The following is a 22,460-nucleotide window of genomic DNA, read 5'->3' as shown; positions in this document are numbered from 1 at the left end:
TCACACTTCTTTAACAGAGATTATATTGACTGGGCAAGCCTTGGCCGCCCTTTCACACGGCGTCAATGCTTCCGGAAAAGGGGTCTTCAAAGTGAAAAACCCTTTCTTATCTGTAGATTTCAAAAGTACCGATTTTCCATCTTTTTTAGACATTCGGAAATACTCAGGCGCAAACTCTGCACAGTAGTTGCATCCAATGCATTTATCTCTTTGTAGCGTAACAATCACCATAGTTCCGTTCCTTGCTTAAGCCTCAACAATTTTGTAAAGTTTGTCGGAAGGTCTTACTCTAAATTCTGTTTTGAAAGTAATCACATCCGCTTTGCTTGCCTTTTCTGCTTCTCCTTTCTCGTCAATTAGCATCCGTTCCACTACCATTTCTTGTGAACCGGTAGTTGGCCCTTGTATAAGAATTTTATCCCCTACACTTAAGTCGTACGCTTCAATTAAAAATTCAGCTACGTTGGATTTCGGATAAAAATGACGACCCTTTCCAATGTATACTTTTTTCTGTGTCGCACTAGAACCTGGATTCTCAGACCATTCGCCAAGCTCCTGTCCTAAATAGTACCCACTCCAAAAACCTCTATTGTAAACGGTTTCCAATCGGTCCATCCATCCTTTCACTTTCTCTTGACTAAACGAACCGTCTGCCACTGCGTCAATCGCTTCGCGGTAGCATTTTACGACTGTGGCCACATATTCTGGCGCACGTCCACGCCCCTCAATCTTCAGGACTTTTACACCGGCATCCACTACTTGATCTAAAAATCCAATGGTACATAGGTCTTTAGGAGACATCATGTATTCATTGTCTAATTCAATTTCAAATCCAGATTCTTGGTCGATTACCGTATATTTTTTTCTACAGTTTTGTTTGCAGGCACCTCTATTTGCTGATGAGTTACTGGAATGCAAACTAAGGTAACATTTTCCAGAAACCGCCATACAAAGGGCTCCATGTCCAAAAATTTCGATCTCAACAAGTTCTCCGTTAGGACCTCTAACCTCGTCTCTTTTTACCTGTTCACAAATCTTTTTTATTTGCGTTATGCTGAGCTCTCTACTCATGACCATCGTATCTGCAAACAGTGCATAGAATTTCACAGTTTCAATATTGGTGATGTTAATCTGAGTGGAGATGTGTACTTCAAGTCCAATTTGTCTCGCGTAGGAGATAACAGCTTGATCCATCGCGATCACAGCGGTAAGCTCGGCAGCCTTGGCTTTATCTAGTAAAGTTTTTATGATAGAAAGGTCGTGGTCATACACGATCGTATTGAGTGTCAAATAGGTACGCACTCCTTTTTCTTTGCAACGTCTCGATATTTCGGGAAGGTCGTCGATGGTAAAATTCATGGAAGCGCGAGCACGCATGTTTAACTGCTCCACACCAAAATAAATAGAATCCGCACCATTGTCAAGCGCAGCTTGCATGGCCGTAAAGTCTCCTGCGGGAGCCATCAATTCAATTTTTCCTGTATTTGTCATTATGATATCAAAAATTTTTGCAAAGATATGGTTTTAAATTTTGTGCAAGAACGACTGAAATCACTCAATTAAAGCCCCCTATCTTTCGGCAAAGGTATAGAACGCGAAGGAATACTCTAAAATAGTGATAAATCTTGTTAAAGTTCCGTTAAATATGAAACAACCGCTTTTGACTGCATACCTATTTAGTGTTAAATTTGCGATACATACCAATTAACTTAATAATGAGAAAGATAAAAATGACAGAGAAAGTCAAAAAAATGCTACCCTTTGCTCTTGTAGGGGTTATCTCAGGAGCTACCGTCTTTGGCGGTATTAAACTAGCCGAAAATCAGCAAGCAAGCTTGCAAGATTACTCTTATTTCGGTTCAACTAAAAACGACAGTGCTCACTTCGCTTCCCTCGGAGCAGCCAGTACAGGAACAGACTTCACCACAGCTGCAAAAATGACTGTACCGGCCGTGGTAACCATTAAAAATTACTCCACAAGATCCGCAGGACGTAGTTCTGAACAAGACATTTTCGAATGGTTCTTTGGGGAACGTGCTCAACCAAGACAACAACAACGTCCAGACAACATGCCAAGTGGAATGGGATCTGGAGTAATCATCTCACCCGATGGCTATATTATTTCAAATAACCACGTGGTGGCGGGCGCTTCTAAATTGGAAGTAGTTCTAAGTAACAAGAAAAGCTATACCGCGACTTTAGTAGGTACAGACCCAAACACAGATATCTCTTTATTAAAGATTGATGAAAAGGGATTGCCCTACTTGAATTTTGCAAACTCTGATCTTGTTGAAGTAGGTCAATGGGTACTTGCCGTTGGGAATCCTTTAGGGTTAAACTCCACTGCCACTGCCGGAATTATTTCAGCGAAAGGAAGAGGAATTGGAATTCTTTCCCAGGGATCCGCAACCAACCCGATTGAAAGTTTTCTTCAAACGGACGCAGCTATTAATATGGGGAACTCAGGAGGTGCCCTAGTCAATACAAACGGGGATCTAATTGGGATTAATTCTGCCATTGCCTCTACAAATGGTTACTACCAAGGGTATGGATTTGCAGTGCCTTCTAATCTTGCGCGTAAGATTGTGGAGGACATTAAAAAATTCGGTCTCGTTCAAAGAGGATTCTTAGGTGTAATGTCTGTTGATCTTTCCGACGAACAGCAAGTAGCTCTGTACAACCGAGAATACAAAACAAGTTTGAAGCCGGGTGTGGGAATCTACGTAAGAGAAGTTTCCGCAAAATCCGGGGCCGAAGATGCGGGATTAAAAGCAGGAGACATTATATACAAAGTGGACAACCAAAACATTACTGATTTCGCTGACCTATCTGTAGCAGTCGGTAGTAAAAGACCTGGGGATGCAGTAAATGTAACCTACAACCGTAATGGCAAAGAAAACACGGTTCGTGTGGTATTGAAAGACCAGAAAGGAAACACCTCGGTCCGTACTCGTGCCGATCTTACAGTGTCTGAAAAAATTGGAGCTGAATTCCAGCCCCTAAACGAAGGATTTAAGACTCGGTATGGGCTAAATAGCGGAGTTCTTGTCAGAAACGTGGTCCAAGGTGGAGAAATGGCTAAGATCGGAGTTGTGGACAACTACATCGTCATTGAGATCAACGGAAAACCCGTAAACTCCCAAAAAGACGTCGACAAAATACTTAACGGCTTTACCGGAAACGTTCAAGTGAAGTATGTCAATGAACGTGGCGGAATCTACACACAAGGATTTAAAATGCCGCAGTAAGAAACTTTCGTTTCTAATAAATATTTGAATTAAAAAAGGGCTTCGAATTACTTCGAAGCCCCTTTTCTATTGTAAAAAAATCTATTTAATTTTCTAAGGCCTTCTTTTCTTTTTTTCTTGCCTGTCTTTCCTTTCTATCGTAAATCACCTCGGTGATTTTGCCTCCAATCCACGAAAAAGGGAAAAAAGTTAAAAAGATGAGGATCTTATAAAAAGTAGGATGATAGGGGTTTACAATTACATCCATCATTGCGATAAACAAAAGGATGAACCCAATTAGGATGGCATAAGCAACCTTCGCATATTTCACCACAATCGCGGTCAAAACGCCACCTATTGTAGCACCAATCCCCGAAAGGAAAAGTAAGAAGACAAAGAAGGCATCATTGTCCTTCATGGAATAAAGAAAGTTCTCCCACGATTGAAATGCTGAAAACCGCTCATAGGTAATCCAATCCGGATTAATTCGAATACCGAAACTGATAATAAGACCTGCGATTCCCAGCCCTAATAGGACGGCAATTGTATTACGAAGGAAATTCATCTGATTAATTCTCGTAGGCAATCATCGATATTTCGACCTCAACATTTTTAGGCAAAGAAGATACTTGAACCGTTTCCCTAGCCGGTAAATTTTCAGGATTCAAATAAGACGCATACACTTCGTTCATAAGAGCAAAATCATCCATGTTGGTCAGAAAAATACTTGATTTGACCACATTTCTAAAATCCATTCCTGCCTCCTCGAGAATCGCCTGAAGGTTCTGCATCACTTGATGAGTCGCCTTTTCAATTCCTTCAATTAGCTTACCGCTAGCAGGATCTAATGGGATTTGACCTGAAATATAAAGAACTCCTTTTGCAAGAACAGCTTGTGAATAGGGACCTATTGCAGCGGGTGCTTTCGTCGTGTTTATATATTTTTTTTCCATAGTTGAATTTTTGCAAAGGTAATATTATTATTAAAATACTCGAAAGTCTAGAATTTTGAATTCGGTTCTGTAAAGCTACGATCATTGTATTTAATCGCATCGCTTAGGATATTCGCTTTGATTCCGATAAAGAAGTCATAGACTTTGTACTGTCCAAAAGGCACCCAGTTAAAGTTGATTGTGAAACTTCGCTGGTCTCTAAAGAACCCGATTCGGGTATACGCCAGTTTCTTTGTAATAAAATCGTAATGCGTACTTCCCGTAATGTTCCAAAACGGAGTTAGCTTGATAGAGCCGTCAATACCGACGGAAGCGACCTTATTTCCAAACTGCGTTGCCCCTTGGGTATAGGCATAATTCGCATTTAAATTCAGAGTCCATGCCTGAGAAAAATGAGCATAGTTAAACTCGTCAAAATAATAATTCTCATTTCGAATCTCTCCTCTGGTTTTGTACATTTCTTCTGGACTTTTCTTGTCTTTCGACGCAAAAAGTGCATCACTTAAAGGAACAGACATCTGAATACTAAACCCTTGTAAATTGAATTTTCCAAAATTCTCGGTTCGAGTTCCTAAACCGTTTACATCGTAAATGGTTTCGTATGGATCAATCACCAAACTTGTATTCATATTTACTTTGCCATCGAATAAAGAAGTTTGTCCGTTTATGTTGACCATACTCCATTTATGGCTTTCTGCAGCAAAATTATATCCTCCTGAAATATTCAAACTTTCAAAAAGTTTTACTTTTTTCACGCCAGTGGAATCTTCTTTGTTTCGGACCTTCATCTCAATATTGTTTCCAATGCTGTAGGTCATTGCCCCGACCATACCGCTCGAGGGAGACCCAAACATTCCTCCGTCAAAAATGGAATAAGGTGTAAGCTCACCCGTGGCTGAATAATAATTTTTAAAATAACCCCAATCGGGAGTACCAAAATCAGGCTGGTAAGTAAATCCAATACTTGGAATTACCATATGTCGAACTCGTTCGACAAGACTTCCTTTTTTGAAATTTAGCATCCCATAAAGTGTGGTTTGCAAACTCGCTGAAGTGGAGAATGTGGAATACCCTGCGATTTTTTTCTCGTATACATTTTGCACTTTATCCTCAATGGGATCGTAGAAACGATCCAGAGTTTTGGTCGTCAGCACATTGTTTGCACTTGCACTAAGAGAAAATGTGAAATACTTTGCGAGTGTAGTATTGGTCGCAATGGATAAATTATTCTGAAGACCCGTTTGCATGTTGTCCCACATCGCTTTTTGGAACATATCCTCTTCTTTTACGCCACTAATAGAATTTGAGAAGTTAAGTCCTGTGTTCACAGTAATGTTTTGCAAAAGGCCTTCTCGTATCCCCCCATCCTTGGGAGAGAATAGATAGAACTGATTAATAGCCACATTCATCTGGGGAAGCCTTAAGTTGACGCTGCCGTCCGCAAAGTTCTGGGAATAGGAAGCCGTTCCTGTGATCGTAATTGGAAGCGTCAGGAACCTTTTCGTCGCAGAAATCGTAGAATTCTGCTGTGTATTAAGAACACTCTGATCAAAAATATGATTGTTGTTAATCGTATTGCTGTAAAACTTGCTACTTACTACGTTGACTGAGGCGGAGAAATTAAAATAAGGATTCGCTTTCGAATCTTGCTGATGTCTCCAGCCAATTCGATAGGTAGATGATTTCTGATAATCATCCAGCCCTTTAATTCCTCGAACAGTAGTTCCCACTTCGGAATTAAAGTTTCCGTTGTAACGGTAGTTCTTTCGATAATTGACTTCTGGTCGTATATTCCAACTTCCTTTGGTGAAAAAGTCCAACATTACTTTCATATCGAAATGCTCACCAATCGGTTGGTAATACCCGAGTCCGTTCAAAAAGAACCCGACATCTTGTCTTTCCCCAAAACTTGGAATCAAGATCCCTGCGGATCTCTTGTCTGAGAAAGGCAAAATTCCAAAGGGTAATGCGAGAGGCGTGGGAACCTGTTCAATGTACATTTGAATAGGACCCGTGATCACCTGAGATTTGTTTTTGCCTTTTATAAGCTTAATATTCGGCGCAAGCAGATAGTAATCTGCTATGGTATCTTTTTTACTCAGAAAATACTCATCCGTCGTATACTTACCTCGACGCATATAAAAAATAGAGTCGTTGACTTTCTTCGTCTTTTCTGCCACAATCACCCCCTCACTTTCTTCCGTTCGAGTGTTGTAAGCAATTGCCTGCTTGGATTTGTAATTAAAATTGAACTGATCCGTTTCATAGATTTTCCCTGCCTGCTCTGTAATTACAGGTTCTATCACCCGACCTTTATCATTGAGCTTACCTCGAGCAAAAACATTCCCTGTATTCCAATCAATAGAAATATAGTCTGCCTTGATATTCATATCCTGATAGGTGACTTCCGCATTCTGATTCAGGTAGGTCATGCGCTTAGGCACGTCTGTACGAATGTTATCCGCCGTGGAGTTCACAGGGGCGGCCAAGGGCTCAGGCTCTCTTAAATTCAGAGTGTCTGATTTCACCATAATCGTATCAACCCCCTCTTTTTTAACCTGATTCTGAGCGCTTACTTGTGCTAAAAAACTGTTAAAAATTAGGATAATTGAAATATGTAATATATTTTTGAAGCTGATTTTGATTCGCTTTATGTTTATCATTAATGGGGTCAAAATTAAATATTTTTATTAAATAATGCTGATGAATAGCAAAACAAATTATCCCAATAAATTTTTGGGGATATTTTTTATTCTTTTAAGTGCCTTTTTTTGGGGCCAGAATAAATTCGTTGTCGTCCTAGATGCGGGTCATGGCGGTCATGATCACGGAGCAAATCGTAAGTATGCGGATATTGGATATGTCGCAGAAAAAGACATTGCTCTAGACATTACCCTAAAAGTGGGGAGAATGCTTGAAAAAGACAAAGACTATAAAGTAATCTATACGCGTAAAACAGATGTTTATCCTTCTCTTACGGACCGAACCAATCTAGCCAACCGATCCAAGGCTGATCTCTTTATTTCAATTCACCTCAATGCGAATGAAAGAACCTCTCCTTACGGAACTGAAACCTACGTACAGGGGCCTGATCAGAATCGCACAAATCTGGAAGTGGCGAAAGCAGAGAATGACGTAATCTTTTTAGATGAAAAGGACAAGGAAACCTTTGGATCCTATGACCCAAAAACACCTGAATCCCTAATTGCATTAAAAATTCAACAAAACAGATACTTAGAGGCAAGTTTAATTCTAGGGGGGCATATTGAAGAGAATTTCTCTAAAAAAGACCAAAGACTCTCACGCGGAGTAAAACAAATGAACCTTCACGTACTTAGGATGAATGCAATGCCTTCCGTTTTAATTGAAACAGGATTTATATCCAATTACGACGAAGCGCACTATCTTGCTTCTACAAGAGGAAAAAACGAAGTCGCAGAAAGCATCTACAATTCCATAGTCAGTTACAAAAAAGCATACGATCGCAAGTCCGGTGGAAAATCCAGTCCTATCGTTGAAAAAGTTCCTGAAAAACCAGTGGAACAACCTTTGAAAAATGATTTTAGAATTCTACTTATGAGTTCGAATTCAAAATACAATGACGCTGACCCTGCACTTAAAGGCCTTAAGTATATCCTTACTATAAAAGAAGGAAAACTCTACAAGTACTATTATGCAACCACGAATTTTGCATCGGTTAGAGATGCAAATTTAAAAACCGCCAAAGATGCAGGATTCCGAAATGCAACTTCCATAGGATTTACACCAAACCAAAAGTTGTCGAAAGGGTCCTACACCATTGAATTAGCCGTTTCAAAAAGTAGACTTAGTAGCAACTCCTACCTACTGAAAACCCTTAAGGATAAAGTGACCAGAACGAAAGAGAACGGAGTCTTCTACTACACGTATGGAAGTGTGAAAACGCTGGAAGCGGCAGTTGAACTTCAAAAAGATCTTGAGAAAAAAGGAATTGAAGGCACAGTGATTCAAAAACTGAATTAATTAGCACTTTTATAGACGAATTGCCCAATGGTTGGCCAACTGCAAATAATTCCGTATTTTTGCAATCCTCAAATCCGGCCTATTCGTCTAGTGGTAAGGACTCAAGATTTTCATTCTTGCAACAGGGGTTCGATTCCCCTATAGGCTACCATATCCTAACTTTACCCGTTGCAATTATGCACTTTTTAGAAAGGAAAATTGAAATCACTCTTTGAAATCAGCAGAGATTCACGTATCTTTGCCGCTCTTTCTAAATCAGAGAGTAGAAAAGCAAAATAAGAAGGTGAAATAAGCAAAGTATGGAGCCTTACTTTAGATAAAAGAAAAATTTTATTAATTTTAAAAATTAATTTGTGGGAATTAAAAATAGTATTATCTTTGCACCCACAATTGAGAAACAATTATGGCAAATCATAAATCAGCTCTAAAGAGAATCAGACAAAACGCAGCAAAAAGACTGCGTAACAGATACTATCACAAAACTGCAAGAACAGCTGTGAAAGTACTAAGAAACGAAGAAGACAAACAAGCTGCTACTGAGCAATTGTCAAAAGTTATCTCGCTAGTGGATCGTTTAGCTAAGAAAAACATCATCCATAAAAACAAAGCGGCTAACCTAAAAAGCAAATTAACTAAGCACGTTAACAAACTAGCTTAATTAGTATAGGAGGCCCGTTCGTCTATCGGTTAGGACTCAAGATTTTCATTCTTGCAAGAGGGGTTCGACTCCCCTACGGGCTACAATCAAAAAAGTGGATTATTTTTAATCCACTTTTTTTATGCTCAAAACCTTCCTTGCACGATTACTATATCTGCACACTTTCAATTTAATTTAGGCAACAAATACCGATGTGTTTGTGCTTGGTACCACAACTGGTGAATACATAATCAAAAAGGAATAATGTTTAGCAAGTTCTTTATCTAAAAAATACCTCTTTCGAGGTATTTTTTTTTATGGGATAATTATGGTTCTTTGATATGAAAATTAAATTGAACCGTATCTATTCTCTTTCCTACATGGCATTTATCGTATTGGCATCGTATTAATCGGTGTATTTAACCACGAAAATTTTGTGACGCACACGAACCGACATACGCAATGAATTAAACTCTCGTCAAATATTCACCTTAAATCCACACCCATATGAAAAAATCAATCAGAAAACATCAAAATATCTTTAGTTGTTTCGCCATCAAAAAATGCAAACCACTTTCAACGGCCCTTTGTGTGATTATATTAAGTATGTATTCATGTGAACGTGCGGATCCCGTGGCGTCCCAGGAAAAAAGCAAACCATATTGTTATTGGGAAAATGGTAAAGAGGTGTGTTATGAAAACCCGAAGTAGTTTATCGATATAAGATCCCACGGAGTTATATCCTACTTGAGAATTAAACAACGAAACACCAGAAGAACTGTCTAGCGCAACAGCGCAGTAATTTTAGCAGTTTCCTTTTAATACTACATCTACTGTAATTCCTTCTTATTTAATATTTTGAATTATCCTAAAGATTAGTAAGCCGGTTCGCACTTCGAGAGTACCCTCAACAAGACATTGAAAATTACCCTCCTAAAACGAAACCAATTCCGCTAAGGCCACAATTAACAAGTGGATTATTCTTAATCTGCCTTTTCTATGTTCAAAAAAACGGCCAATTCCGCTAAGTAGTACAAAGTCCATTGTATTCACCTAGAATTGAATATCTGATAATTTCCGATTCGGAAATAGATAATGTAACTTTGCACCTTAATTCTCAGATAATCATGAACAGAGTCACCATTCAAAGACAATATTACTTTCGATTAATTTTTGCAGCCGCATTAATCGCAGTCTTAGCTTCTTTTATGGCATATTCTCTGAAGATAATTACGGAATATTTCCAAGAACATATTTTTCATTTCATAAAATTAAAAAGCTATTTGCTTTTTATTATAATCCCTTCAGTGGGGATTACCGCGATCTACTTTCTTAGGAAATACGTATTTAAAAATCGACGAAACAAAGGAATACAAGAAATTTACAAAACCTTAGACCTTCGAAAAGAACACTTGCCTTGGTTTAAAGTTCCTTCTCATTACATTAACGGTTTTCTAACTGTGATTTTTGGTGGATCTACAGGAGTTGAAGTTTCTACCGTGGTCGCTTCCGCTACGATTGGAAATGGAATCTATAAATGGCAATTCTCTGCCAAAATGTACAAACGCGAACTTGTTTGTGCCGGAGTATGTGCAGGGGTCGCAATTCTTTTCAACAGTCCTATTGCAGGTTGGCTATTTGCCGTGGAGGTCATAGCACGTCGACTCAACAAAACAATTATTCTAAGTTGTACAGCGGCCGCGTTAGTCTCATGGGGTCTACTAAACATTCTCGAAAGTGCGCCTATCATTCCTGTAAGTGTGAGCGATTGGAAATGGGGAGCTATTCCTTACATGGCAATCTTGGGGGTCCTTGGTGCTCTCATGTCAATCTATTTCACATTCCTAGTTACTAGACTTAAACAATTTTTCTCTGGAATCAACAACAATTTTATTCGAGTGAACCTAGGAGCACTCAGCGTAGGGACCATGCTCTTTCTTTTTCCAGTTTTATATGGAGATAGCTACCACGGGCTTAATAAATTGGCTGTAAATCCAGAAACCTACGCCATTGCTACTTTAGTGATACTCGCCTTTATCAAGCCACTTGCCGCAGCTCTAACACTAGGCGCTGGTGGAGATGGTGGAGTATTTGCACCTAGCATTGTCGCAGGAGGCTTTTTAGGATTAGCGTTCGCTCTGTTCTGCAACACATTCTTTGGAACCACCCTTATACCTTTAAATTTCATGCTTGTGGGCGCCGCGGCCATGCTTTCTGCCAGTATTTACGCACCCTTGACAGCCCTGTTTTTGATTTGCAACCTTGTTCCGAATGGATTCACACTCGCACTTCCCATCCTAGTAGGCTCTGTCAGTGCAAATTATTTTTCAAAATGGATCTTTCCTTATAACGTATATACCTACCAGATGCCCCCTTCTTTACCGGAAGAAACTCACACATAGATCAAATCCAACCTCTTTTACTAATTCTTATCTTTATTTCCCTAAATTTGAATATGAAAATATTATTAGTTAACGGACCCAACTTAAATCTACTAGGCACTCGGGAGCCCAGCATCTATGGTACCAAAGGCATGGAGAGTACTTTAAGTGAACTAGAAACTGAATTCTCTCAGTATGAATTTCAGTATTTTCAGTCCAATTCAGAAGGAGAATTAATTGATCGAATTCAAAAAGAAGATTTTGATGCCTTGATTATGAATCCAGGCGCTTTCACTCATTATTCCTATGCGCTAGCGGATTGTTTAAAGAATTGTCAAAAGATCAAAATTGAAGTGCATATAAGCAACCTATACACGCGGGAAGAGTTTCGACACAAATCGGTTACGGCTCCCTATGTGAGAGGACTCATATCTGGTTTCGGAATGCAAGGCTACCGATTGGCCGTGCTAAGCTTGTAAGAAAAAGGCAAAATAAAAAATCTCCATCTTTAGTAAGATGGAGATTTTTTTATTATTACAACGATTAAAGGGTTGGACCCGCTGCAACCAGCCTCTTACCTTCTTCTGTATCAGTGTATTTTTCAAAATTTTTGATGTAGCGTGCCGCTAAATCTTTTGCTTTCTCTTCCCACTGCTCAGCAGTTGCATACGTAGCACGAGGATCCAGAATTCCTTCAGATACATGAGGAAGCGCTGTAGGAATTTCAAGATTCATTACTGGAATTACATCTTTTGGTGCCGAATCAATCGAACCGTCAATAATGGAATCAATAATCGCTCTTGTATCCTTAAGGGAAATACGTTTTCCTGTTCCGTTCCATCCTGTATTTACGAGATAAGCTTTTGCTCCATGTTCATGCATTTTCCCAATTAGGGTTTTAGAGTACATAGTGGGATGAAGCGTTAAGAAAGCTTCACCGAATGCTGGTGAGAAGGAAGGTTGAGGTTCTGTAATCCCTCTTTCCGTGCCCGCCAATTTAGAGGTATATCCACAAAGGAAGTGGTATTGAGCCTGCTCTTCATTTAAAATAGATACCGGTGGCAATACTCCAAAGGCATCCGCAGAAAGGTAAACCACTTTTTTTGCATGTCCTGCTTTTGAGGGAAGAACAATTTTTGAAATATGATGAACTGGATAGGATACTCTTGTGTTCTCAGTGATACTTTTGTCCGTGAAATCACAAACTCCGTTCTCATCCACTACCACATTTTCCAGCAGTGAGTCGCGGCGTATCGCTTTGAAAATATCCGGTTCTTTCTCTTCAGAAAGGTCAATAACTTTTGCATAACATCCTCCTTCAAAATTGAAGACACCGTTGTCATCCCAACCGTGCTCATCGTCTCCGATCAAGTAACGTTTTGGATCCGCAGAAAGCGTGGTTTTCCCTGTACCTGAAAGACCGAAGAACAGAGCAACGTCTCCATCTTCTCCTACGTTAGCAGAACAGTGCATAGAAGCCATTCCGTTTAGAGGCAAATAGTAATTCATAATAGAGAACATTCCTTTCTTCATTTCTCCACCGTACCACGTACCTCCAATAATTTGTACTTTCTCCGTTAAATCGAACATGACAAAATTCTCAGAATTTAATCCTTGTTCTTCCCAATTTGGATTCGTCGTCTTAGATCCATTGATTACCACAAAATCAGGCTCTCCATACTTCTCAAGCTCGAACGAGGAAGGACGGATAAACATATTGGTTACGAAGTGAGCTTGCCAAGCCACTTCCATTATAAATCTTACTTTTAGTCTTGTGTCTGGATTTGTACCACAAAAGGTATCCACCACGTATAGCTTTTTTGCTTTAGAAAGTTGCTCTACAACCAAATCTTTACAGTGTCCGAAAAGTGCACTTGTGGTTGGAATGTTTACTTTTCCATCCCAAAAAATCGTGTCTTTTGTTACGTCATCTAGAACAATATAGCGATCCTTTGGACTACGTCCAGTAAACTCTCCAGTTTGCACCGAGATAGCTCCTGATTCCGTCAAAACCCCTTTTTCAAAACCTTGGTTCTCACTAGAGACTTCGTCTTTAAATAAAGTTTCATAGGACGGATTGTAAATGATCTCTTCATAACCCTTGATTCCCATATCATGCAGCTGCTGAATGATTTGATTGTCTTTCATAAAATTACTTTTTTTTCGATTTTCTTTCAAGAATCCAAATTTACACTTATTGAAAACTTTTCACATGGGGAAGGTAATGATATTAATCAGATATTACAAAATTACAAATTTACTGTAACTCACTTATTATCACTTGATTAAATCAGACCACTCGAAAAAAGTCGGAAAACCCTTGTGTTGAAAATAGCTCTGATAACCCTCAAACTTGGCACTTAATACAAAATCGCCCCCCCAAGCACCCAGACTTTTCACAAAGGCAGGACAGTCCTCAAAGTGCAGTTTACGGGCTGTATCAAGCTCTAAATGGGAAGAAAGCAAATCTTCATGCAAATTTAGGAGCGTCGAAAACTCCTCAACTGTTTGAGAAACGATAATTTTTTTTGTGATATCTGTAAATTTTGATACCAAGTTCGTGCTAATCGGTTTATTTCGATAATGCTTTATTCCATCTCTTGAATTTTGTTTTTGATTCAAATGAATAAAAAGAAGTTCATTCTTGAATCTAAAATCAAGATCGATGGGCTGCACTACTCTTTTCGATGCTTGAATTTGAAAAAGAAGCGGATGATTCACTTGAGCTACTGCAATATCGTATCCACTCCCCCCTAAAGCTCGATCGTTTAAGGTGAACGCTTCAATTTCGGCCCATTGAGAAAGGTTAGTCATGAGAGTAGAGCTGCTTCCAAGTCCAAAATCAGAAGGAAACTGTAAATTGGTTTTCAGGCGGTAAGAGCGAGTATCTCGCAATACCTTTAAGGAAGCTTTTTGAACCCACTGTAAAACGCTCACCACGAAAAGAGAGGCTTCGAGATTGTTGGTGCTTACCACTTTCCAATTGGCATAATCAATTTCACAGCGAAGCCACAAGGTATCTTGGTGGTAGGCTTCCCAATAGACCCGTGATTTCGAATCAGACTCTTCTTCTGCCCAAAGTTCTTGTCCCCATTTCGTAGGGACAGCTAAGGCAAGTGCGCCGTCGAGTACTACATATTCGCTGGTAAGTAAGAGCTTTCCTGGTGAGAAAAAAGACTCCATGGGAAAGATTTAAATTGCGGAAGTCACTTGCGCGTCAGAGTCAATTTTGCGAATTAAGCCTTGCAATGTTTTACCCGGTCCAACTTCCATAAATAAGGTAGCACCGTCCTTCACCATATTCTGAACGCTTTGCGTCCATTTTACGGGACCCGTTAATTGTGAAATTAAATTCTCCTTAATTTGGTTTTCATCCGTCACCGGCAAAGTCGATATGTTTTGATAAATAGGAAGGGTAGCCTTTCTAAATTTGGTCGTTTGAATCGCTGAGGCTAAACGGTCTTGTGCAGGTTGCATAAGCGGAGAATGGAAAGCTCCATTAACGCTCAACATAAGAGCTCTTTTGGCACCCGCTTCCTTTAACTTCTCACAAGCTAATTCAACTGCCGCAGTTTCTCCCGAAATCACTAATTGTCCAGGACAATTGTAATTGGCAGGGACTACGATTCCGTCAATTTGTTCACAAATTTCTTCGACAAGGGCATCGTCAAGACCTAAAATAGCAGCCATAGAACCTGGGTTGCTATCGCAAGCGTCCTGCATGGCTTGAGCTCGTTCAGAAACCAATTTTAGTCCGTCTTCAAAGGACAAGACACCGTTGGCCACCAAGGCGGAGAACTCTCCAAGAGAATGCCCGGCCACCATCTCTGCTCCTAATGCGTTTATCGCTTTTACAGCAGCCACGGAATGAATAAAAATTGCCGGTTGTGTAATGCTTGTTTTGGTTAAATCTTCTTGCGTTCCACTAAACATTGTGGATAGAATATTAAATCCTAGAATCTCATTTGCATACTCCATCAAATCTTTGATGTCTTTTCTAGAATCATACAATTCCTTTCCCATGCCGACAAATTGTGACCCTTGTCCGGGAAACACTAATGCTTTCTTCATAATTAATTTAGTAAATCAAGGGTTATGTTTTTTTTGCTCTTAAGGCACCAATCGAACTACACGGTACCCAGTGTTGATATAGGCGCCATTTCGTTTTGCACGGACGTATTCGAACTTGGTTGCAAGTTGAGTCTGCACTTTGTCTATCTGTTTAAAAACTTCCCCGTTTTTATTTTCTCTGCTTAGAATATCGTTGACCACGTCAAACCCAATGATTGCATATCTCGAAGGAGACTTACAATACTTCGTTTGGTAGGCCGCTAAAATTTCTTTTTCAAATTTCCCCTCCATATTTACCTTTCTATCCATTAAATACACAAGATTGGCTTGGCTTAAAGCGTCCATTTGCGATTCGAAGATACTATGGTAATAAAGGCTAAAGGCACGATTGCCTTTGATCTCGTTAGACATTTGAATCATGCGCTCACCAAATGCTTTTCCAAGAGAATCATTATTGGAGGCAAGAATGGCAATTACAGGTGTAGGCTGCCCCGTCATCATGTTGGTTTCGCTTACAATATCTGCGACTGAAGTCACGATTGAAATCGAAGCATTTTTTAGGGATTTCTCGAGGCCAGCTTTTACTCGGTTCGCCTGTGTTTTGTCAGAGTCTGCAACGATATACACCTTTTGGTTGCTGAATACTTTTTCTGCTTCTTCCACAATGCGATCCGCATATATATCTTCTTTCGTTTCTACAATAATTAAATTGCTGTGCCCATACAAATCTTCCGTATTCGCAAAGGGTGCAACAACTGGGATTTTTGACGAGCCTACATAGTCTAGTACCTCTACAATTCCAGATTTAAAGAAGGGTCCGATGATCAAATCCGTATTTTCCTTTTGAATTTGGCTCAAACTATTTTTAAAACTGGTATCATTTCCAGAGTCCACTATATTAATGTTCAACTTTTGCCCACCGGCTGCACTGCGCTCAATGGCGAGTTTTGCACCGCTTAAGAAGTCACTTGCTAAACTACGGTATTTGCTATCCCCCGCATCAAATCCGAACGGAAGCATTAACACCACATTTAATTGGTCGCCTGATTTTTTAACGTATTGTGAATCAATGGATTTAATTTTCAGAACCATGCCAGCCTTAAGTCCACCGCTCAAAGAGGGATTTAAGGAAAGCAATTGATCCAGTGTAATTTTGAATTCATTTAAGATCCCAAAAACCGTATCTCCACTACGTACTGTATAGGTTAGATAATCACCTGACTCTTCGAGGACATCTTCTCTATTAACAGTCGAAACCGGTATACTTTCAGAAACTGCCGGCTCTAATTCTGTCATCGCAACGGAATCGTCCGAGGATTTCGAACGGGTACTCACAACAAGAAAATCTCCAGGTTGAAGTCCTTTGGATTCAAGCCCAGGATTAAGGGAAAAAAGTTCGGCTTGTGACAGCTTAAACTTTCGAGTAATTCGATAATAATTGTCACGAGGCTGCACTTCGTAACGCTCCTGGCCTTGCAAAAGATCGCTAACTTCTTCAGGTGCAGTAGGTTTAACTGTGTTTACATTAGCCTCGCTAACGACTACGGCAGATTCAGGTCCGTATTTTCTAATGTTTTCAAGAGGAAGTACGACCTTATCTCCAATTTTCATATGAGAGTCGAGCTCTGGATTTAGTTTTCTTAAATCCGCTTCAGAAATACGATAGGTTTTTGTGATTCCGTAAATGGTTTGCTTCGGCTGAAGAACAATGACACCTGTAGAAGCTCCCGTGGTACTTTGCGCAGAATTTTGGCTACTACCGCGCGTAACGGTAAGTACATCACCAAGTTTGATAGTCCCTTCGACAACCGAGGGGTTCAATCGGTACAATTCATTAATAGACAGGCCGTATTTTTTTGAAATATTATATGGCGTGTCCCCTTTTATGACGGTGTGCGTGCTTTGGGCACTAGCTCCAAAACCAAACACAACGGCAGATAATAGTAGGAATCTTTTTATCATATCGGTGTCTCTTGCTTGCAAAAATAACGCTTTCAAATTAAATCATCAGGATATTAACACCCGATTTTTCAACTTCCATCTGAAGGTAACAATTTTGGAGCCAATCTCTGCCAAATTCAGAGTAGAAGACACTGAAATTAAACACCCTCTCTTGCCAATTTTCACCCGGATGAACCTCCAAAAACAACTGTTCAAGTCTATCCAATTTTTCATGGTGTTTAATTTTCTCGGCGCGCAGAAGTCTTTTCTCCATTTTATCAAAAGAACGAAGCTGCCTCTTCTCTTCTGCAAGAACCAAATTCAAAAAGGTTTTGTCGGTTTCAAAGGCTCTTGATTTAAGGGCCTCAAACCCTTTTATAAGTAGTTCTTTTTGCTCAGTTAGAGTAGGTTGAACTTGAGATTCAACGAGGAATTTACGATTTACAACCTGTGCGAAATTCTTATAGAAATCAGACACATGCAAATCCATGCGCTTTATTTTTCCGAGTGTCTTTTCCGATATCATTAAAAACGAATTGCGTGGAATCAAAAGGGGAAAGTCTAAATTCAAATGTTGAAAATAGGATTTAAGTTCCATCCAATACATGATTTCTGCATTTCCACCAATATAAGCCAGGTTCGGAAGGACCGTTTCCTGATAAACAGGTCTCATGAGTGCATTTGGGCTAAATCGTTCAGGATGCTTTTGTAATTCGTTAAAAAGCTCCTCTTTTGTGAATTTAAGCTCTGTGTCCACGATCTCAAACCCCTCTGGACTACTCTGAATCCGATTGCGAGTACTTGAAAGGTAAAAAAGGTTGATTTCTCTTGGGTTAACTTGTGCTTTGCCGTAGGTATCTACTATCGTTTCTACCTCTTTCTTTGAATGCTGGAATAGAGCTTCGCTCTCCAACTCTTCTTTAAACGTGGAAATCATGCCTCTTTTAAGGCGCCTTTCATCACCATCCACCATAAGTAGGCCATAAGAAGCGAATAAGCGGTTTACAAGTTTCTTTGTCGCCTCCGTGAGACTTGTACCCTTCTCATACGCCTCTTTCATCCAACGAATCAATTCCGTCCCGTAAATTGAATGTTCAAACTGCTTTTGAAATTCATGAATAAAGAAGGGTTCTTCTATTTCAATTCGTCCTACAGCCCCTCCAGATTTCGCTTTTAGTTCATAATACTCATCTCTGGTTTTGAAATGATTTATTTCTTCAAAATCATGATCCTCAGTCGCAAGCCAAAAAAGGGGAACAAAATTATAGTGGGGGAAATTTATTTTTAAAAATTCCGCCGTTTTTATCGTTTGCAATATTTTATAAACAAAGAAGACGGGGCCTGTAAACAAATTCAATTGGTGCCCTGTAACGACCGTAAATGTATTCTCTCCTTTGATCAGATCAAGATTCGACCTTTGCTTCTCGCTAAGTTCAAGCACTCTGTGCTGGTCCAATAGAACCTCCGAAAGAATTTCCCTGCTTGATTTCGAAAAGGAATGTTTCTTTTTTTCGATTTGGTTTGCAAAATGCTCGAGGCTAAAGCGCTGTGCATTGTAAGCCTCTAAATCGCCCTCCAAATAATCTTTAATTAACTTTGGAATGCTGTCGATCTGCGTAAAGGGTATGTGGGTGATGCTTTTCAAAATATTAATGAAATAAATTCCATACGATTCCGATGTTTAATCTAAAATCGTATAGAGGATAAAAAGGAGCAGTGTAAGATTTATTCTGCATAAAAGTAGCGGTTAAGTTCTGACCTTCAATGAAAAATTGCATCGTTTTCACCTTCATATTAAAATATACATCCACTATGGGTTCTCCTCCGATGGCATAGCCTGATGCGCCTGGTAAAATAAATTCAGAGACAACAGGCGAATACTCTCTAGAATTAAACTTTGAGAAGTAATAGACTTTAAGCCCTGTCATTACCTGCGCTGCATTTTTGAACGCGGGAGCTTTGTAGTACACATTCGCTCGCCCTATAAAATCCGGCATTGGAAACAAATCCTTGTTCCCAAGCGCGCTTTGAAATAGAAGTTTGGCATTGAGGTGAAACTTACCTGCAGAAAAAGTCGCTTCTCCACCAATTTGCGTGACATCCAGTGAGTTTTCGGCTTGCTTAGGTTGTCCGACGGAACTAAAATAAGTGTAATTATCAATCCTTAAATAGTTTACTAGCGCTTTGGCATCAAACCACTTAAGACCCACTACACCACCAACTTCCAGCACACTTTCATTGTCGAAACCTTTCAAGGCGTAATTGTAATTGACAATCGGGGAAGCCTTTAGCAAATAATTAAAACTTGGAGCCGCACTTTGGAAATTTACGTGGGCATCCACAAAATACTCTTTAATAGGCTCAAAACTCAAATTGTTATCCACTCTGAGGAAATTGCCAAACACTTTTCCATTGGAGAACTCTACGCCTGATCTCAAGTTAAATTTATCCCAAAGATCTATCTGCAAGTTCCCTACTGCTCCTAGTCGACTTTCACTCCATTCTTCTCCCGCGAAGAGTCCCGTTTCTGAAATTTCATTAAGACTTCCCAAGGTTAAATTCTGATGTCTAACCCCTGCATCTAATTTAAATTTTTCGTTATCAAAAACTAGACTAACCGTATTGCTTAAATTGTTGGAATAGGTCTTACTACCAAGATCTCTTCCGGATTGAAGCATCTCAAAGTAAGTGACATCGTTTGCACCTAAATTGAAATACTGCTTATTTCCTTGGTGCATAATTGTATGACGAAGTTTAAAGGGATATTTTTCTGGATTAAAAGGTGTGAAACTTTGACTCAAATAATACCGTCTTGCTGAAAATCGGGAATCCGAATTGTTCAAATTCACTTCTAGGTTCTCCCGGTTTTTAAACCTTGAATCACCTCCCAAAAACAAATCCAAATCCTCAATCCCACCATACTCCTCGTTATTTACATTTTGATGGATGTAATGCGCAAAAGCCTCATATTTGCCGTTTTCCGATCGATAATGGGCCGAGAATAGCGTATTGCTATTTGCTGCTAAACTATTGGTGTAGAATCCTTGAGACCGAAGCCCCATATACTCGATAGCAAAATTAAAATTTTTGCCTACATTTTGAGTATATGTAGATTGGAGGGCTGCTCCGTTACGCATTGCTGTATGGTATATAAAAGAAGTCGTTGGCGTTTTTACATCGTAGTATTTGATTTGGTTCTCTGACAAATAAAAATGAGACTTATTACTCGGCAGTAACGTTAGAGCTTGTTCTTTCTTTCTTGTTAAAACCAAATCCTGAAACCCGGAACCAATATTGGCAAATTGAATCTTACCAAAATTATCCTGGTTATTGTACTGTGAAAATTTATAGGTTCGATCTGCCGTAAAGGTAGTGTCGAAGACTTTGGTCTCCCCATATTGCGTCTTGAAACGATAATCTTCAATGGTAGGCTTAAAGATCTTCATGGAATCCTTTTCACCGTTATCCACTACCAGCGTATCGGAATTGTTTATTGTACGGTCTGTCTTGTTAACAACTTGTGCATTAAGACCAACCGCTATAAATAGAAAGCAAATTATGTATTTCATCAAATGGGAATCTACTGCAAATTTAAGAAATCAATTCAAATAAAATGACCTCGTCAAATTTTCCTTGGACTAAAGCGACACGAGCCCACCCTCCTCATCTAATTATAAACTCCAACTTTACTACTAAGTGTACTATAGATTCAATTCGAAGGATATCTACAACATTACATAAACAAAAAGCGCCCTATTGAATAATAGGGCGCATATCATTTGCAAATTGCAAATATTATATCTCAAATCTTAACGATTCGCATTAATTGCGGGATCGATGTTTGGATTCGCATCAAGTTCTGCCTGAGGAATTTTTAAGAAGAATCTCTTATCATCTGGCATCATTGGATTGTTTGCTAAATTCACACGGTGCCAAGCATCTCTTGGTAAACCTCTTCTAAGTCTTTTAGCATCATACCACTCAACTCCAATTTCTCCATACAATTCCTTTTTCCTTTCTGTTAAAATCTCTTCTAACAATGCGGCTCCAGTATTACTAGATTTCACAGCCAATGGATCTCTGTTTTTTTGCAATGTATAAAGCAAATCATGCGCTGCAGATGGACTTGAATGATAAAGCGCTTCTGTTTCAATTAAGATCATTTCAGGAGTTCTGATAAGGGCTAAATCGGAATCAAATGCGAATTTAAATTTCCTCGTGTACCATTCTCTATAATCTGTAATTCCTGCTTGCGTTTTATAAAACTGGTTACGCACATCGGTTGCTGAAAATAACGCAACAAACGATTTGTTAATAAACGTATTATTATATGCACTTTCTGTTCTTGTATAGAATCCGTGAGGAGCTAAATAATAGTAAGTAGATTGGTCTGCAGTCTGTGGGTCAGCTAATAACCATTCCACACCTTCATCCATGCTATCAAATCCTGACTGATAGAAACTTGGGCTTAGTGCAGCTGCAGCGCTACCACCGTATGCTAATTTCGCATAATTCCCTGCTTTTGTCCAATCACCCATTACTTGGTAAACTCTTGCTGCAACAGCGTAACTAACTGCCTTGTTGAAATAAGATTTATTATCTCTTGCGTTAGTACCAATTGAAATTGCTTTTTCTAAATCATCAGTGATGAATTTGTACATTTCCTGCATTGTACTCATTGGATTACCTTCTAATGCGCCTGCATCCGTATAGATCGGAGGAGCTGGCAGTGAAGGATCAAAAGAATAAGTATGCTGGAACTCTAAACTCAATTCAAAATAGAAGTAAGCACGCATTGTATACGCCTGTCCTAATAACTCATTTTTCTCTGTATCACTAATCGCTGTACTTTCTTCCACTCCTTGAATAAAAGCATTAACCTGATTAATTAGGTAATAAGGAAAGTTCCATGTAAATACAGTACGTCTGTAGTTAGGCTCTCTGTTATCGTTTTCATAGTCGAAAGCGAACCAGCTACCATTGTTTATCGTAGTGTTCCCTTTATTTTCACGTGCAAAATACATCGCACCTAAATTACCTGAGTCGGTCGAGGTAAACTGCCCACGAGTTCTTCTAAGAATACCAGCGATGTGTGCTTTTGCTCCTTCATAAGAACCGTATGCCACATCAGGAGTAACCGTGTCTGTCGGCGCAGGTTCATTTAAGTATTCTTCACGGCATGATTGAACAAAACCAATCAAAAGTACTAATAAAATTAATTTTATATTTTTCATTGTTTTAACTTCTT

The 22,460-nt window shown here is 39.3% G+C and carries 17 protein-coding genes and 2 tRNA genes; 7 read left to right on the top strand and 12 right to left on the bottom strand.

Annotated elements, in window-relative coordinates:
• Together ACX3PU_RS01945 and ACX3PU_RS01940 are read right to left on the bottom strand one after the other, a co-directional pair.
• The gene (locus ACX3PU_RS01945) at positions 1–231 is read right to left on the bottom strand and encodes a ferredoxin (RefSeq protein ID WP_459083219.1); all 231 of its coding nucleotides are present in this window, start codon (positions 229–231) and stop codon (positions 1–3) included.
• 15 nt (positions 232–246) lie between these two features.
• The gene (locus ACX3PU_RS01940; RefSeq protein WP_459083218.1) at positions 247–1,491 is read right to left on the bottom strand and encodes a peptidase U32 family protein; all 1,245 of its coding nucleotides are present in this window, start codon (positions 1,489–1,491) and stop codon (positions 247–249) included.
• Between the two features lie 239 nt (positions 1,492–1,730).
• Here ACX3PU_RS01940 and ACX3PU_RS01935 point away from each other — a divergent pair, with 239 nt between their 5' ends.
• Positions 1,731–3,248, top strand: a complete 1,518-nt coding sequence (locus ACX3PU_RS01935; protein ID WP_459083488.1) for a trypsin-like peptidase domain-containing protein — start codon at positions 1,731–1,733, stop codon at positions 3,246–3,248.
• A gap of 85 nt (positions 3,249–3,333) precedes the next feature.
• On the opposite strand, the gene ACX3PU_RS01930 is transcribed toward ACX3PU_RS01935, so the two are convergent.
• The 3 genes from ACX3PU_RS01930 to ACX3PU_RS01920 are packed head-to-tail and all read right to left on the bottom strand — an operon-like array spanning position 3,334 to position 6,843.
• A complete protein-coding gene (locus tag ACX3PU_RS01930; protein WP_459083217.1) occupies positions 3,334–3,792 on the bottom strand; it encodes a hypothetical protein in 459 nt (152 codons plus the stop codon).
• A 4-nt stretch (positions 3,793–3,796) separates the two neighbouring features.
• Positions 3,797–4,180 (bottom strand): RidA family protein, encoded by a 384-nt coding sequence (locus ACX3PU_RS01925; protein WP_459083216.1) that lies wholly within the window; start codon positions 4,178–4,180, stop codon positions 3,797–3,799.
• A gap of 47 nt (positions 4,181–4,227) precedes the next feature.
• Positions 4,228–6,843, bottom strand: coding sequence for a putative LPS assembly protein LptD (locus ACX3PU_RS01920; RefSeq protein ID WP_459083215.1), 2,616 nt, complete (start codon positions 6,841–6,843; stop codon positions 4,228–4,230).
• Between the two features lie 34 nt (positions 6,844–6,877).
• On the opposite strand from ACX3PU_RS01920, the gene ACX3PU_RS01915 reads away from it, so the two are divergent.
• From ACX3PU_RS01915 to ACX3PU_RS01890, 6 genes are all read left to right on the top strand, one after another.
• The gene (locus ACX3PU_RS01915; RefSeq protein WP_459083214.1) at positions 6,878–8,182 is read left to right on the top strand and encodes an N-acetylmuramoyl-L-alanine amidase family protein; all 1,305 of its coding nucleotides are present in this window, start codon (positions 6,878–6,880) and stop codon (positions 8,180–8,182) included.
• 76 nt (positions 8,183–8,258) lie between these two features.
• Positions 8,259–8,333: transfer RNA gene (locus tag ACX3PU_RS01910), tRNA-Glu, on the top strand.
• Between the two features lie 252 nt (positions 8,334–8,585).
• Positions 8,586–8,840, top strand: coding sequence for a 30S ribosomal protein S20 (gene rpsT / locus ACX3PU_RS01905; protein ID WP_459083213.1), 255 nt, complete (start codon positions 8,586–8,588; stop codon positions 8,838–8,840).
• 11 nt (positions 8,841–8,851) lie between these two features.
• Positions 8,852–8,923 (top strand) — tRNA-Glu (locus ACX3PU_RS01900).
• Positions 8,924–9,946: 1,023 nt separating this feature from the next.
• Entirely contained in the window at positions 9,947–11,221 is a 1,275-nt protein-coding gene (locus ACX3PU_RS01895) for a chloride channel protein (protein WP_459083212.1), read from the top strand.
• A gap of 53 nt (positions 11,222–11,274) precedes the next feature.
• Positions 11,275–11,679: a type II 3-dehydroquinate dehydratase gene (locus ACX3PU_RS01890; protein WP_459083211.1), complete on the top strand. Its 405-nt coding sequence runs from the start codon at positions 11,275–11,277 to the stop codon at positions 11,677–11,679.
• 64 nt (positions 11,680–11,743) lie between these two features.
• On the opposite strand, the gene pckA is transcribed toward ACX3PU_RS01890, so the two are convergent.
• The 7 genes from pckA to ACX3PU_RS01855 all read right to left on the bottom strand — a co-directional run bounded on the left by pckA (position 11,744) and on the right by ACX3PU_RS01855 (position 22,446).
• The gene (pckA, locus tag ACX3PU_RS01885) at positions 11,744–13,348 is read right to left on the bottom strand and encodes a phosphoenolpyruvate carboxykinase (ATP) (RefSeq protein ID WP_459083210.1); all 1,605 of its coding nucleotides are present in this window, start codon (positions 13,346–13,348) and stop codon (positions 11,744–11,746) included.
• Positions 13,349–13,477: 129 nt separating this feature from the next.
• Positions 13,478–14,383: a GYDIA family GHMP kinase gene (locus tag ACX3PU_RS01880; protein WP_459083209.1), complete on the bottom strand. Its 906-nt coding sequence runs from the start codon at positions 14,381–14,383 to the stop codon at positions 13,478–13,480.
• 9 nt (positions 14,384–14,392) lie between these two features.
• Positions 14,393–15,271, bottom strand: coding sequence for an ACP S-malonyltransferase (gene fabD, locus ACX3PU_RS01875; RefSeq protein ID WP_459083208.1), 879 nt, complete (start codon positions 15,269–15,271; stop codon positions 14,393–14,395).
• A 39-nt stretch (positions 15,272–15,310) separates the two neighbouring features.
• Positions 15,311–17,233 (bottom strand): LysM peptidoglycan-binding domain-containing protein, encoded by a 1,923-nt coding sequence (locus ACX3PU_RS01870; RefSeq protein WP_459083207.1) that lies wholly within the window; start codon positions 17,231–17,233, stop codon positions 15,311–15,313.
• Between the two features lie 37 nt (positions 17,234–17,270).
• Positions 17,271–18,857, bottom strand: coding sequence for a bacillithiol biosynthesis cysteine-adding enzyme BshC (gene bshC / locus ACX3PU_RS01865; protein ID WP_459083206.1), 1,587 nt, complete (start codon positions 18,855–18,857; stop codon positions 17,271–17,273).
• A gap of 4 nt (positions 18,858–18,861) precedes the next feature.
• Positions 18,862–20,781 (bottom strand): putative porin, encoded by a 1,920-nt coding sequence (locus ACX3PU_RS01860; RefSeq protein ID WP_459083205.1) that lies wholly within the window; start codon positions 20,779–20,781, stop codon positions 18,862–18,864.
• Between the two features lie 240 nt (positions 20,782–21,021).
• Positions 21,022–22,446 (bottom strand): RagB/SusD family nutrient uptake outer membrane protein, encoded by a 1,425-nt coding sequence (locus ACX3PU_RS01855; protein ID WP_459083204.1) that lies wholly within the window; start codon positions 22,444–22,446, stop codon positions 21,022–21,024.
• Between the last annotated feature and the right edge of the window lie 14 nt (positions 22,447–22,460).

This window comes from Chryseobacterium sp. A301, assembly GCF_054489425.1.
Note: the sequence above shows the minus strand (reverse complement) of the source record. Positions and strands in the feature narration are given on the sequence as shown.